The following is a 14,078-nucleotide window of genomic DNA, read 5'->3' as shown; positions in this document are numbered from 1 at the left end:
GAGGTGGAGCGCGGTGGCACGGCCCGATGAGCCGCTGCTGCTGGGCGTGCGGCACCACGGGCCCGGTTCGGCACGGGCCGTCCGCGCGGTGCTGGACGCGTACGAGCCGCCCGCGGTGCTGATCGAGGGGCCGCCCGAGGCGGACGCGCTCGCCCCGCTCGTGTGCGAGGAGGGCATGCGGCCGCCCGTCGCCCTGCTCGCTCATGTCGCGGGGGAGCCGGCGCGCTCGGCCTTCTGGCCGCTGGCCGAGTTCTCCCCGGAGTGGGTGGCGCTCCGCTGGGCGGTGGAGCGCGGGGTTCCGGTCCGCTTCATCGATCTCCCGGCGGCCCATGTGCTGGCCTGGGAGGAGCCGGGCGGCGGCGGGGCGCCGGACGCCGGCCGCCCCGGGGGTGGCGGACCGCCGGGCGGTACGTCCGGCGCGGAGGCCCCGGGCGGCCCGGCCGGTTCCGCCGAGGGCGCCGGGGAGACGGCGGACGAGGTGCGGATCGATCCGATCGCCGTCCTCGCCGGGGCCGCCGGATACGACGATCCGGAGCGCTGGTGGGAGGACGCCGTCGAGCACCGGGCTTCCCTCACCGGGGCATCGCTCACCCGGGCGGTGGCGGAGCCGGCAGCCGCCCGGTCCGGCACGGGGAGCGGGCGTCCGGGTACGGACGGCCGCGGCGGCGACAGCGACGGCTGCTCCGACTCCGGTTCCCGCTCCGGCCGCGGCGGCCGCGGCGCGGAATCCGCCGGCGCCTCCCCGGCGGGAGACGGTCCGGCCGGGGGCGGTCCGGCGGGAAGCGGTCCGGCCCCGGGCGGTCCGGAGGCCGCCCTCGCGCCGTTCACCGCGCTCGCCGAGGCGATGGGCGTCCTGCGAGAGGTCTGCGGCGACGGCGGGCACACGCGTGACCTGGTGCGCGAGGCCCATATGCGGCTGCGGCTGCGGGAGGCGCGGCGGGAGTTCGGGGGCGGGTGGCCGTGGTCTGCGGGGCCTGGCACGTCCCCGCGCTGGCCGCGCGGACCACCGCGGCCGCGGACCGGCGGCTGCTCCGCGGGCTGCCGAAGGCCAGGGCGGAGATCACCTGGGTGCCCTGGACGCATCGGCGGCTCGCCCGGCACAGCGGCTACGGCGCCGGGATCTCCTCCCCGGGCTGGTACGAGCACCTCTTCCGGGCGCCGGACCGTCCCGTCGAGCGGTGGATGACCAAGGTGGCCCGGCTGCTGCGGGGTGAGGACTACCCGGTGTCCTCCGCCCATGTCATCGAGGCGGTGCGGCTCGCGGGCACCCTCGCCGTCCTGCGCGGACGGCCGCTCGCCGGGCTCACCGAGACGACCGACGCCGTCCGGGCGGTGATGTGCGAGGGGTCCGACGTGCCGCTGGAGCTCGTCGCGCGGCGCCTGGTGGTGGGGGACGCGCTGGGAGAGGTGCCGCGGTCCGCTCCGGCCGTGCCCCTGCAGCGCGATCTCGGTGCCGTGCAGCGCCGGCTGCGCCTCAAGCCGGAGGCGGCGGAGCGGCAGCTCGACCTCGACCTGCGCCGGGAGACCGACGCCGGGCGGAGCAGGCTGCTGCACCGGCTGCGGATCCTCGGCATCGACTGGGGCGAGCCGGTGCGCGGACGCGGCGGACTGGGGACGTTCCGGGAGTCCTGGCGGCTGCGCTGGGAGCCCGAGCTGTCCGTCCGGGTCTCGGAGGCGGGGGTGTGGGGCACCACCGTGCTGTCCGCGGCCACGGCCCGGGCGGAGTCCGAGGCGGTGTCGGCCGCGTCGCTGCCGGAGGTCACGGCCCTGGCCGAACGGTGCCTGCGGGCCGGGCTGTCCGACGCGCTGCCCGCCGTGATGCGGGCGCTCGCCGACCGGGCCGCTCTCGACGCGGACGTCGGCCGGCTGGCGGAGGCCCTGCCGGCCCTGGCGCGGTCCGTGCGCTACGGGGACGTGCGCGGCACGGACGCCTCGGCGCTGACCGAGGTGGCGGCCGGCCTGGCCGACCGGGTGTTCGTCGGCCTGCCCCCGGCGTGCGCGGGGCTGGACGGGGACGGCGCCGCGGTGATGCGCGGTCATGTGAACGCGGTTCAGGGAGCGGTGAGCCTGCTCGCCGGTGCGCCGGCGCAGAGCGGCGGGCCCGGTCGGGATCCGGGTGCCACCGCGCCCGCCCGGGGCGAGGGGATACGGGACCGGTGGGCCGGGGTGCTGCGGAATCTGGCCGGGCGGGAGACCGCGGCGCCCGGCATCCGCGGGCGGGCGGTGCGGCTGCTGCTGGACGACGGGCGGCTGGACGAGGGAGAGGCGGCCCGGCTGATGGGCCTGGCCCTCTCACCGGGCACCCCGCCCGCGGCGGGCGCCGCCTGGATCGAGGGGTTCGTCGGCGGGGAGTCGGGGGGCGGGCTGCTGCTCGTGCACGACGCACGGCTGCTCGCCCTCGTCGACGGCTGGCTCACCGGTGTGCCGGACGCCGCCTTCACGGACGTCCTGCCGCTGCTGCGGCGCACGTTCGCGGCCTACGAGCCCGCGGTCCGGCGCACCCTGGGCGAACTGGTCCGGCGCGGCCCGGCGGCCGGGCGCGGCCCGGGGGCGGACCGGGCGGAGGCCCCGGGCGCGCCCGGTTTCGGACCCGGTCTGGACGAGGAGAGGGCCTCGGCGGTCCTCCCGGTCCTGCGGATGCTGCTCGGAAGCGCTCACAACGACCTGACGGAGGTGGCCCCTTGAGCACGGTCCACGACAGCACGGTCCACGACGGTGCCCCGGCGGCCGGGGCCGTCCCGGTGGACGGCGAGGAGCGGCTGCGGCGGTGGCGGATGGTCCTCGGCGGTGAGGGCGCCGACGGGACGGGGTACGAACCGTCCGGCCGGGACGCCGCGATGGACCGCACCCTGGCCGCCCTCTACGGCGGCGGGGCGCGGGCGCGGGCCCGGGCGCCGGGGTGAGGGCGGCGGCCGGGAGGGCGGGCTCGGCGGTTCCGCGCCGCGCATGGCGCGCTGGCTCGGGGACATCCGCACCTATTTCCCCACCTCCGTCGTGCAGGTCATGCAGCGGGACGCGATCGACCGGCTCGGGCTCTCGGCGCTGCTGCTGGAGCCGGAGATGCTGGAGGCCGTGGAGGCGGACGTCCATCTGGTCGGCACGCTGCTGTCGCTCCACCAGGCCATGCCGGAGACGACGCGGACCACCGCGCGGGCCGTGGTCCGCACGGCGGTCGACCGGCTCGAGCGGCGGCTGGCCGCCCGGACCCGGGCCACGGTCACCGGCGCGCTCGACCGGTCCGCCCGCACCAGCCGTCCGCGCCACCGCGACATCGACTGGGACCGCACCGTCCGGGCCAACCTCCGGAACTACCTGCCGGAGTACCGCACCGTGGTACCGGAACGGCTGGTCGGCCACGGGCGTGCGGCGCACGGCGTGAAGAAGGACATCGTGCTGTGTGTGGACCAGTCCGGGTCGATGGCGTCCTCCGTGGTGCACGCCTCCGTCTTCGGCGCGGTGCTGGCCTCGATGCGCTCGGTCTCCACCCGGCTCGTCGTCTTCGACACCTCGGTCGTGGACCTCACCGAGCAGCTGGACGATCCGGTGGACGTGCTGTTCGGCACCCAGCTCGGCGGCGGCACGGACATCAACCGGGCGCTCGCGTACTGCCAGTCCCGCATCACCCGGCCCGCCGAGACCGTTGTCGTGCTCATCAGCGATCTCTACGAGGGCGGGATACGCGACGAGATGCTGGGGCGGGTGGCCGCGATGAAGAAGTCCGGGGTGCAGTTCGTGGCCCTGCTGGCGCTCTCCGACGAGGGGGCCCCGGCGTATGACCGTGAGCACGCCGCCGCGCTGGCGGCGCTGGGGGCACCGGCGTTCGCCTGCACCCCGGACCTCTTCCCGGAGGTGATGGCCGCGGCCATCGAGAAGCGTCCGCTGCCCGTCCCGGAGGAGCCGGCCGCGCGATGACCGCCGGGTGCGCCGGACACGGGGGCCGGTGACCGCCCGGGCGGGGCCCTGTCAGGTGGGCTCCGCCCGGACGGCGTTCCATGGTTTCACCAACCGGCTTGCCCGGAACGGCTGTTGGCCGGATCACGCGTACGGTGGCGGGATGCCGGTCCCGTCGGGCCCCGGCCGCCGGTTCCGTCGGGCCGGCCCGTCCGGCCCGGGCGCCCGCGCCCGGCGCGCGTGCCGTCAGACGTTGGGGACCTTCAGCTGCTTCCAGCTCGTGGCCCCCGGGATGCCGTCCGCGTCGGAGCCCGAGTAGCCGAGCTTCCGCTGCCAGGCGGCGTAGGACTGCCGGTCCGCCTCGGACCACCGCGGGCCCGGGCCGACCCGGTAGCGCCCGCAGCCCTGGGCGACGAGCCGCTTCCCCATCGCCGTGATGATCTTGCTGTTGCGGCCCGCCCGGAAGAAGTCGGCGCCGGGGAAGGGCTCGTACCGCGGCGGCGGCTTCGGCGAGGTCTTCGGCGGTCCGTCCGGTTTCTTCCCCAGGCGCCCGGCGATCCGGTTCCGCAGGGTGTTCATCGAGAAGCCCCGGGGATCGACCTTCCCCGGCTGCCACTCCAGATGCCCGATCACGGACCGGTGGGTCCAGCCGTGCGCGCGGCAGATCGCGGCCGACACCTTCTCGATCGCCAGCTTCTGCGCCTCCGGCCACGGGTCCCTGCCGTCACCGAGGTTGACGCACTCGAAGCCGTAGAAGCGGCGGTTGCCATCGGTGTCGGCCTCGTTGTCCCGGGGCAGCGCTGTCTCGTTCATGACAGCCCGCAGGACGTCGCCGTCGCCGAGGCCGGCGTGGTTCGCCCGGCCGTTGCCGACCAGGTGGACCACGCCCTTCTTGTCGATGACGCCGTGGCAGAGCGGGCCCGGCAGCGAGGAGTAGATGGTGAGGTGGTTGTGTCCGGCGATGATGTCGTGGGCGTAGCGCTCCTCGAACGCGGCGTCCTCGGGATGCATGTCCCGTCCCCCCGGGGTGGCTGTGGCGACAGCTCTACAGCTCTCTCTGGGCACCCAGGGTAGGGGAGCGGGGCGCTGCGTGAACCGGCTTGCGCCGGTTCGGGGAACGGCCCGGCGGGGCGGTGGGAGCTCCGGTCCGGAGGGCCGGGAGCGTGCGGAGAAGTCGTTGATCTCGGTTTCCGGTGACGTGCCGCACGTGGTCCGGCTCACCTCCTACCCGCCTTAGGAGACGGTGCGGGGGAGCCCGGGGCGCCCGGCGCGGAGGGGTGCGCGCCGCGTGACCGGACGGCTTCCGAAGTGGGGCGTTTACGGGCGGGCGAGCGGGAGGGGGCGGCGCCCGCGGGGCCCGGAGGCGGGGAGGGTCCCGCGCCTCCCCGGCGGCGCGTTCGGCGGAAGGAGGAGCCGGGTGCGGCTACGGCCTCCGGTAGGAGTGGGGGTGCTTGAACCCCTGGGCGGGGCGGGTTACCAAGGTAGGGCGCAAGCGGACGAAATCCGCGAAACGCGCAAACCCCCCACTCCGGAGGTAACTCCTGATGTTCAAGCACGCTCAGATCCTCACCGACATGACTCCCCTGCGCCGCCGCGCCGCCTTCATGGCCGCCGGTGTCGGAGCCACCGCCGTGCTGGGGACCGGAGTCGCGCTGGGCACCCAGGGCGAGACCGGGAACCCCGCCCCGCAGACGGGGATGACCTCGGCCGCCACGTCCAAGTCCGGTATCAAGGCGCTCACCGCTCAGGCCGAGGCGCAGAAGAAGGCCGCCGAGGGCAAGGCCGCGGCCGAGGCCGCCGCCGCCGAGCGTGCCGGCCAGGAGGCCGCCGACCGTTCCGAGCGGAAGGCCGCCCCGGAGGCCGCCAAGGCCCCTGCCAAGGCCGAGGCTCCCGTGAAGGCCGCCGCGAAGGCTCCCGCTTCCTGGGTGAAGCCGGTGGACGGCTATGTGAAGGGCTCCACCTTCGGTATCGGTGGTGACCGCTGGGCGAACAAGCACTCCGGCCAGGACTTCGCCGCGCCGACCGGTACCTCGGTGAAGACCGTGCACCAGGGCACCGTGGTCCAGGCCGGCTGGGGTGGCGCGTACGGCAACAACATCGTGGTCAAGCACGACGCCGGCACCTTCACCCAGTACGCCCACCTGTCGAAGATCACCGTTCCGGTCGGCACCCAGGTGACCACCGGGCAGGAGATCGGCAAGGTCGGTTCCACCGGTAACTCCACCGGCCCGCACCTGCACTTCGAGACCCGCACCACCCCGAACTACGGCTCCGGCATCGACCCGGTGGCCTTCCTGAAGCAGCGCGGCGTCACCCTGTGACGGACGCGGGGCGCACCGCGCGGCCGCGGGGTCACTGAGACCGCTTGAGGGGGCGGCCGGCATCCGCCGCGGCGATCAGATCGAGGGCGACTTCGAGGACGGCAGCACGCTTGTCCTCGGGGTCGCCCTCGATGTCCTTCAGCGCGAACATCCCGGCGTGGATGGTGAAGAGCGCGCTGACGGAGCGGACCTGGTCGGTGAGGCTCGCGTCCGGCTCCTTCACCAGCTCGAAGAGCGCGAACATCCGTTCCTTGACGTTGCCGCCGATGCTCAGGTCGCGCACCGTCGCCTGGTTCTCCTGGACGAAGCGGAAGACCGGGGCGGCGTCGTGGAGCGCGGCGCTGTAGCGGCGGAGCAGCTCACGCTTGGTCTCCTGGTTCCGCGGCTGTTCCCGGCCCCAGGCGATCAGCTCGTCGAGGGGCCGGGTCCGGTCCTCGAAGATGCTGATGAGGATGTCCTCCTTGGTTTTGAAGTGGTAGTAGAGCGCCGCCTTGGTGACGTCCAGCTGTGCGGCGATCTCGCGCAGCGAGGTCTTCTCGTACCCCTGCTCGACGAAGAGGGAGAGCGCGGCATCCTGGATGCGCCGGCGGGTGTCCCCCCGGCGCGTGCGCGGTGTGGCCACGATGGCTCTCCTGCTCCCTGCTCGTGTGCGTACCGGTCCGGCCGGCCGTGACGGGCCGGCCGCCGTGGGGCTCCCTGCCCGGCGACGGTGCCGTCCGGCCGCCACCGAATTTACTTGACGCCCGACAAGTGAGCGGGCTAGCTTCCGGGATATTCTGCTAGCCGGGCGGCAAGTAAGTTTACCCCGGCGGCCGGCACACGCCTCCGCGCGCCCGCCGCCTCCACGCGCCGGTACCCGGCCGGCGCCGAAGCCTTCTTCTCGCGCACTCCCGGGGGAGCGACCACCATGACCCAGGCCACACCCGACACCGTCCACGAGGAACCACCCGCCGGCCCGCCGGCCACGGAGCCGCCCCGGCGCAGCGTCCGCGTGGTGCTGCTCGCCCTCATGATCGCGATGCTGCTCGCCATGCTCGACAACATGATCATCGGGACGGCGATGCCAACCATCGTCGGTGAGCTGGGCGGGCTCGAACACCTCTCCTGGGTGGTGACCGCCTACACCCTCACGACCGCGGCCTCGACCCCGGTCTGGGGGAAGCTCGGTGACATGTACGGCCGCAAGGGCATCTTCATCACCTCGATCGTGGTGTTCCTGCTCGGCTCCGCGCTCTCCGGCATGGCCCAGACCATGGGCCAGCTCATCGGCTTCCGCGGTGTCCAGGGCCTGGGCGCGGGCGGCCTGATCGTCGGCGTGATGGCGATCATCGGCGATCTCATCCCGCCCCGGGAACGCGGCCGGTACCAGGGCATGATGGCCGGGGTCATGGCCCTGGCCATGATCGGCGGGCCGCTCGTCGGCGGCACCCTCACCGACACGCTCGGCTGGCGCTGGAGCTTCTACATCAACCTCCCGCTCGGCGCCGTCGCCCTCGCCATGGTCACGACGGTGCTGCACCTGCCGAAGAAGCGGACGAAGGCGCGGATCGACTACGCGGGCGCCGCGCTGCTCACCGTGGCCATCACCTCGATGGTGCTCGTCACCACCTGGGGCGGCCTGGAGTACGCCTGGGACTCCGGCGTCATCACCGGCCTCGCCGGCACCGCCGTCGTCACGACGATCGCGCTGCTGGTGGTGGAGAGCAGGGTCGCGGAACCGGTGCTGCCGCTCGGCATCTTCCGCAGCCGCAACTTCTCGCTGATGACCCTCATCGGCTTCCTGGTCGGTTTCGTGATGTTCGGCTCGATGACCTTCCTGCCGCTCTACCAGCAGACCGTGCAGGGCGCCTCGGCGACCAACTCCGGGCTGCTCCTGCTGCCGCTGCTGCTGGCGATGATGGTGGTCTCGCTGATCGCCGGCCGGGTCACCACCCGGAGCGGCAGGTACAAGATCTTCCCGGTTCTCGGCGGCGGGCTGATGGTCGCCGGGCTGTTCCTGCTGTCGACGATGGACACCGGCACCTCCCGGTTCGTCTCCGGCTGCTACATGGCGGTCCTCGGCGCCGGCCTCGGTTTCCTGATGCAGATCACCATGCTCGTCGCCCAGAACAGCGTCGAGATGAAGGACATGGGTGTCGCCTCCTCGACGGCGACCCTGTTCCGCACGGTCGGCGGCTCCTTCGGCGTCGCGATCATGGGCGCGCTCTTCACCCACCGGGTCCAGGACGGCATGGCCGGCGGAGCCGGGCCCGGTGCCCCGGCCGTCACGGAGGGAGCCGCGCAGCTCGACGCGGCGAGCCTGGCGAAGCTGCCGGACGCGGTGCGGGAGGCGTACCAGTCCGCGGTGGCCGGTGGTACGCACATCGTCTTCCTGGTGGCCGCGTTCGCCGCCGTGGCCGGCTTCCTGGCGGCCTGGTTCGTCGAGGAGGTGCCCCTGCGGGGGGCCGGCCCGGACGGGCCGGGAGCGGGCCCCGGGGACGGGCGGCGGGGGCCGGGGCGGACGCCGGGGACGCGGGTGCGCAGGCGGGCGCCGGTGCCGTCGGCGGCGGCGACGGCACCGGACCGGGTTCCGGCGGTGGTGTCCGGGCGGGCGGGTTCCCGGCGGCGAAGCCCGTCTGAGCCGAGTGGGAGCGAGCCCTCACACCACCCGTGCGGGTTCCGGTGCGGGGCGGCCGTGCGTTCCCGCCGTACGTCCGGCGTACGTCCGGCGTACGACCGCGTCGTGCGTCCGTCCCCCCGGGACCCGCTCCCGGGCCGTGCCGCTCCGTACGCGCGGGTGCCGTCCCCGGCCGTGCGTCCCCGGCCGTGCGTCTCGGGCGGAGCGTGCGGCCCGGTGCTCAGGTCCGGGGGCGGGCAGGGTCACGACGGGGATGCCGCCGGTGTCCGTGGGTGCCGTTCCCGGCAGCCACAGCACGGCGACCGCACCGCCGTCCTGTGCGTTGCGGAAGGTGAGGGCCGCGCCCAGCACCCGGGCCTGGCCGGCCGCGATGGTCAGGCCCAGGCCGTGGCCCCGCCCGGCCCGGTCGGCGCTGCCGGTGCGGAACCGGCTCGGCCCCTCCGCCAGCAGCGCCGGCGGGAAGCCCGGCCCGTGGTCCCGTACCCGCAGGACCCGGCCCTCCACGGTGACCCGGACCGGTTCCCGGCCGTGTTTGGCGGCGTTGGCGAGCAGATTGCCCAGGACCCGCTCCAGCCGCCGCGGATCGGTCTGCACCCGCGCGTCCCGTACGACCTCCATCCCGGCCTCCGGGGCGAGGACGCGGACCCGGCGGGCGACGAACTCGCCGAGCGCGACCTCCTGGAGCTCGGCCCGCTCGGTGGCGCTGTCCAGCCGGGCCACCTCCAGGACGTCCTCCACCAGGGTCCGCAGCGCCTGCGCACGGTCCCGCACCAGCTCCGAGGGGCGGCCGGGCGGCAGCAGCTCGGCCGCCGTGACCAGCCCGGTCACCGGGGTGCGCAGTTCGTGCGCGATGTCGGCGGTGACCCGCCGCTCGGCCTCCAGCCGCTGCTGGAGCGCGTCGGCCATGGCGTCCACGGCGCGCGCCAGATCGTCGGTCTCGTCCCGCACCCGGCCGCCGATCGCGTCCCGTACCCGGACGTCCGTATCGCCCTGGGCGACCCGGCCCGCGGCCGTCGCGGCCTGCCGCAGCCGCCGGGAGAGCTGGCCGCCGACGAGGACGCCCAGCAGGCAGCCGCCGCCGATCACCGAGACGGAGCCGATGGACAGCGCCCGGTCCAGATCGCTCAGCACGGCGTAGCGGTCCTCGAAGCGGGTGTGGATGGAGAGGACCCGGCCGCCGGCCAGCGGTACCGCCGCCCACACCTCGGGAGGGCCCTCGCCGGTGTCCTCCAGATACGTGGCGCGCTGCCCGCCCCGCACCGCCTCCCGGAGCTCGGGGGGCAGGGCGGGGTCGTCGATGTGCGCGTCGAAGTTGAGCCGGCCGGTGGACTCGTAGATCCGCTGGGCGAAGGTGACCCGCTCGTCCTGGATGTCGCGGCTGCCGTTGAGCAGCGAGACGCGGGCGGCGTTGTGGACGGCGAGGCTGAGCGCGAGGGCGACCAGCGCGCCCACCGCGGCGATGGCGGCGCTGAGCTTCCAGCGCAGCCCCGTGCGCGGACGGAAACGGCCGGAGGGGACGCGGCGCGCGAGACGGCGGAGCAGGGCGCGGAGCCGGCCGGTGCCCGGATCCCGGCCGGGCCCGTCCGCGCCGCGGCCACGGAGGGTGGGGACGGCGGGGAGCGGACGGCTGCGAGGGCGTCGCGGACGGCCCGGGCGGGGAGGGGTCGCGGATCGGCACAGGCGGTCCCCCGCTCAGCCGCGCAGTTTGTAGCCGAAGCCGCGAACCGTGTCGATGCGCTCCTGGCCGATCTTGGTGCGGAGCCGCTGCACATGGACGTCCACGACGCGGGTGTCGCCACCCCAGTCGTAGTCCCAGACCCGCTCCAGCAGCCGGTCGCGGGAGAGCACCGTGCCCGGCGCGGAGGAGAACTCCAGCAGCAGCCGCATCTCGGTCGGGGTCAGCGAGACCGGCTCGCCGTCCCTGCGGACCTCCATGCCGCCCGTGTCGATCTCCAGATCGCCGAAGCGCAGCGGTTCCTCGCCCGCCTCCCCGTCGGGCCCGGCCCCCGCGGGGCCGTCCGGGCCGCCGGCCGCGTGGCCGAAGCGGCGCAGCACCGCCCGGATCCGGGCGACCAGGACCGCGCTGTCGAACGGCTTGGTCACGTAGTCGTCCGCGCCCGCCTCCAGGCCCAGCACCACGTCGATCGAGTCGGCCCGCGCCGACAGCATGATCACCGGCACCGCCGACTCGTCCCGGATGTGGCGGCACAGACTCACCCCGTCCAGGCCCGGCAGCATCACGTCGAGCAGCGCGATGTCGGGCCGGTCGCCCCGGAAGAGCTCCAGGCCGGTCAGCCCGTCCGGTGCCGCCGTGACCACGAGTCCGGCGCGCTCCAGGGCGAGTTGGGTCGCCTCCCGGATGACGTCGTCGTCCTCGACGAAGAGCACATGCGTCGTGGCCATCGCCCGCCCCTCAGTCGGCCGGCCGCGGGCTGGGCGGTGCTTCCTCGCGAACGCCGCCCGCGGACTTGCTGTAATCGTTGTGTATGCGCGCCCGCTCGGAGAAGGCCCCGTCACGCCACCGGTAGGTGATCACTTCCTCGCCGGAGGGGCAGCAGACCTTGTCACCTCTCGCGTAGACCTGCTTCTTGACCTCCAGCTCACCCCCGATGATCTCGGCGTAGACCGGGGAGATGTCGTCGGCGAAGACATTGCGGTACCAGCGGCCGTCCACGCTGACGGATTCGCGGAGGTCCTTCCCGGTCTCGCCGTCGTTCCCGCCGGGACGGACCGTGGCGGGGCCCTGCTCGCGGTAGACGTAGGCCGCGATGCCGAAGGAGTCCTGACAGGTCAGCACGTTGATCACGACATCGGGCACGTCGTTCCCGGTGAGGGTGCCATAGCTGACGTCGACCGGGTACTCGTCCCCGGCGCACGGTTCGAGGCCCTTGCGGATCTTGGCGTCCACTGTGGGGTCGTTCTTGATGATCTCGACCGGATCGACCTTGCGGGGCGACGCGGAGGACGGCGCCGGGGAAGGCGTCGGCGCCGACTCGGTCCGCGCGGGCCCCTCCTCGCGCACCCCCGTCCCCGGGGCGCTGCACCCCGCCAGGACCAGTGCGGTGGCGGACGCGGCGGCCACCACCGCCCCGACCCGCACGAAACCCGCCGGGACGGTGCGCGTCCGGGCGGGTCCGGGTGCGGTACCGGCGGGCTCCGGGAGCCCCCGGGGGCGTTCGGTGTCCGTCACGCCGCGCACTGCGGCTGCCCTCGTTCCATGCGTTCTCTGCGTTCCGTCGCCCGCGCGTCCAGCTCGCGGTTCTCCAGCTCCTGGCGCATCCGGGCCAGCGCCCGGTGCAGTGTGCTCTTCACGGTTCCGGTGGACATGCCCAGGGCCGCCGCCGTCTCCTGTGTGCTCATCTGCTCCCAGTGTCGCAGGACCACCACACTGCGCTGCTTCGGGGCCAGCACCCGCAGGACGTCCATCAGCAGCGCCCGGTCCGCGCGCTGCTCGGAGCCGTCCTCCAGGCTGGCCTCCGGCAGCTGGTCGACGGGCACCTCGTCGAGCTTGCGGGCCCGCCACCACTCGGTGCGGGTGTTGATCATCACGCGCCGGAGATAGGCGTCGGCCAGGGACTTGTCGGCGATGCCGTCCCAGCGGCCGAAGGTGCGGGCGAGCGCGGTCTGCAGCAGGTCCTGTGCGTCGACGGGGTCCCGGACGAGCCTGCGGGCGCTGCGCAGCAGGGCGTCCTGCCGGGTCCGTACGTACTCCTCGAAGCCCAGCACCTCGTTGTCCGCCATCGCCGACCGCCTCCGTCCCCGCTCTTCCCGCCCCGTGTGTGGCCGGTCTCCCCGGCACGCAAGCAAGCTACTGAGCGGCTGTAACGGAGCGGTCCGGTCTGCCCCTCGGCGGGCGCACGGCAACCCATCGGTTGTGTAACAACTCCCCCGGGACGGGCGGTCCGTGGAACCGGACGGGGTCAGGAGGCGGCTGTGGAACGGCACTTGACCGGTTCGGATCGGCTGTTGACCAACTCCGAAGGGTTTCGCAGGCTTTCGATCGGTGTGGATCGCGCAACCGGTTCCGTGCCGTTCCCCCTCGGCCCGGCCCGGCCCGGCCCGGCCCGGCTCGGCGTGGCTCGGCTCAGGTCGGTTCGGCTCGGCTCAGCGGCAGCCGGTAGCCGCCGTCCGCCAGCGGTTCGACCAAACCGTCCGCGACGAGCCCGTCCAGCGCGCGGGCCCGCTGCACCGGTTCGTCCCACACCGCGTCCAGCACTCGCTGCGGAACCGGCGCCGTCGCCTCGCGGAGCACCGCGAGCAGTTTGCCGCGCACCTGGCGGTCCGTACCGGCGTAGGTCTGCCCGCGGCGCGGCGGGCCGTCGTGCGGCGGCGAACCGGCCAGCCGCCAGGCGCACCGCGCGGCGATCGGGCAGCGCCCGCAGCCGGGGCTGCGCGCCGTGCACACCAGTGCGCCGAGCTCCATCGTGGACGCCGCCCAGCGGGCCGCCGTGCCGTCGTCCTCCGGCAGCAGGGCACGGGCGAGGCGGCGTTCGGCGGCGGTCGTGGCCGTCGGCGGGTACTGGACGCCGGTCACGGCGCGGGCGAGGACCCGGCGGACGTTGGTGTCCAGCACGGCGTGCCGGCCGCCGTACGCGAACGAGGCCACGGCGGCGGCCGTGTACTCGCCCACACCCGGCAGCGCCAGCAGCTTCGCGTGGTCGCGCGGCACGTTCCCGCCGTGCCGTTCCGCTATCGCCACGGCGGCTCCGTGCAGCCGCAGCGCGCGGCGCGGGTAGCCGAGCCGGCCCCAGGCGCGCACCGCCTCCCCGGGCGCCTCGGCGGCCAGGCCGGCCGGGCGGGGCCAGCGCGCCAGCCACTGTTCGTAGACGGGCAGCACGCGCGCCACCGGGGTCTGCTGGAGCATGAACTCGCTGACCATGACACCCCACGCGCCGGCTCCGGGGCGGCGCCAGGAAGGTCGCGGGCGTGCTCGTCGAACCAGTCGATCACGGCGGAGTGGAGGGCGGCGGGGAGGCGACCGGGGGCGGGGCGGCGGAGTCGGCGGTCGCCGCGCTCGCCGTCGCCCCGCTCGCTGCCGTCGTGTTCTCGGGTGCCGCCGTGTGCTCCGGGGCTGTCGTGCTCTTCGGGGGTGCGCTCTTGGAGGGCTTCGGGATCGCAGTCATGACATCCCCGATCCTGCCAGAGCCCTCCGACGCCAGGGGGCTCCGCCACCGGCGCCGTCCGGCGCCCGGTGCCGCACAGGGCGGAAGGGGGTGCCGCCGCCGCTCTCCGTCACGCCCGTCTCCCGT

At 74.8% G+C, this 14,078-nt stretch carries 7 protein-coding genes and 5 pseudogenes; 4 read left to right on the top strand and 8 right to left on the bottom strand.

What is annotated here, in order from left to right:
- The first annotated feature begins 13 nt into the window (after positions 1 to 13).
- Together E4N63_RS14090 and E4N63_RS14085 are read left to right on the top strand one after the other, a co-directional pair.
- Positions 14 to 2,685: pseudogene (locus E4N63_RS14090) on the top strand (DUF5682 family protein).
- Positions 2,686 to 2,774: 89 nt separating this feature from the next.
- Positions 2,775 to 3,912: pseudogene (locus E4N63_RS14085) on the top strand (VWA domain-containing protein).
- A gap of 225 nt (positions 3,913 to 4,137) precedes the next feature.
- Here the strand turns inward: E4N63_RS14085 and E4N63_RS14080 are convergent.
- A complete protein-coding gene (locus tag E4N63_RS14080) occupies positions 4,138 to 4,956 on the bottom strand; it encodes a peptidoglycan-binding protein (protein WP_374112763.1) in 819 nt (272 codons plus the stop codon).
- A 479-nt stretch (positions 4,957 to 5,435) separates the two neighbouring features.
- Here E4N63_RS14080 and E4N63_RS14075 point away from each other — a divergent pair, with 479 nt between their 5' ends.
- Positions 5,436 to 6,212, top strand: coding sequence for a M23 family metallopeptidase (locus tag E4N63_RS14075; protein ID WP_230240824.1), 777 nt, complete (start codon positions 5,436 to 5,438; stop codon positions 6,210 to 6,212).
- Between the two features lie 31 nt (positions 6,213 to 6,243).
- Here E4N63_RS14075 and E4N63_RS14070 read toward each other — a convergent pair whose 3' ends face one another.
- Positions 6,244 to 6,837 carry a TetR/AcrR family transcriptional regulator gene (locus tag E4N63_RS14070; RefSeq protein ID WP_043471597.1) on the bottom strand — a complete coding sequence of 198 codons (594 nt, stop codon included), beginning with the start codon at positions 6,835 to 6,837 and terminating at the stop codon, positions 6,244 to 6,246.
- A gap of 282 nt (positions 6,838 to 7,119) precedes the next feature.
- Here E4N63_RS14070 and E4N63_RS14065 point away from each other — a divergent pair.
- Positions 7,120 to 8,685, top strand: a pseudogene (locus E4N63_RS14065) (MDR family MFS transporter); the annotation flags it as partial.
- Positions 8,686 to 9,063: 378 nt separating this feature from the next.
- Here the strand turns inward: E4N63_RS14065 and cseC are convergent.
- The 6 genes and pseudogenes from cseC to E4N63_RS14035 all read right to left on the bottom strand — a co-directional run.
- Positions 9,064 to 10,371, bottom strand: a pseudogene (gene cseC, locus E4N63_RS14060) (two-component system sensor histidine kinase CseC); the annotation flags it as partial.
- A gap of 150 nt (positions 10,372 to 10,521) precedes the next feature.
- Positions 10,522 to 11,232, bottom strand: a complete 711-nt coding sequence (gene cseB / locus E4N63_RS14055) for a two-component system response regulator CseB (RefSeq protein ID WP_125625232.1) — start codon at positions 11,230 to 11,232, stop codon at positions 10,522 to 10,524.
- A 10-nt stretch (positions 11,233 to 11,242) separates the two neighbouring features.
- Positions 11,243 to 12,019 carry a hypothetical protein gene (locus E4N63_RS14050; protein ID WP_230240823.1) on the bottom strand — a complete coding sequence of 259 codons (777 nt, stop codon included), beginning with the start codon at positions 12,017 to 12,019 and terminating at the stop codon, positions 11,243 to 11,245.
- Positions 12,016 to 12,570: a SigE family RNA polymerase sigma factor gene (locus E4N63_RS14045; RefSeq protein ID WP_125625230.1), complete on the bottom strand. Its 555-nt coding sequence runs from the start codon at positions 12,568 to 12,570 to the stop codon at positions 12,016 to 12,018. The genes E4N63_RS14050 and E4N63_RS14045 overlap by 4 nt, the downstream gene beginning before the upstream one ends.
- Positions 12,571 to 12,913: 343 nt before the next feature.
- Positions 12,914 to 13,779, bottom strand: a pseudogene (locus E4N63_RS14040) (A/G-specific adenine glycosylase).
- Positions 13,776 to 13,952, bottom strand: a complete 177-nt coding sequence (locus tag E4N63_RS14035; protein WP_228429354.1) for a hypothetical protein — start codon at positions 13,950 to 13,952, stop codon at positions 13,776 to 13,778. Before E4N63_RS14035 ends, E4N63_RS14040 begins: the two are co-directional and overlap by 4 nt.
- Positions 13,953 to 14,078: the final 126 nt, after the last annotated feature.

The organism is Streptomyces sp. MNU89, assembly GCF_020982505.1.
Taxonomy (GTDB): domain Bacteria; phylum Actinomycetota; class Actinomycetes; order Streptomycetales; family Streptomycetaceae; genus Streptomyces; species Streptomyces xinghaiensis.
This window is presented reverse-complemented; position numbering and strand designations above follow the sequence as displayed.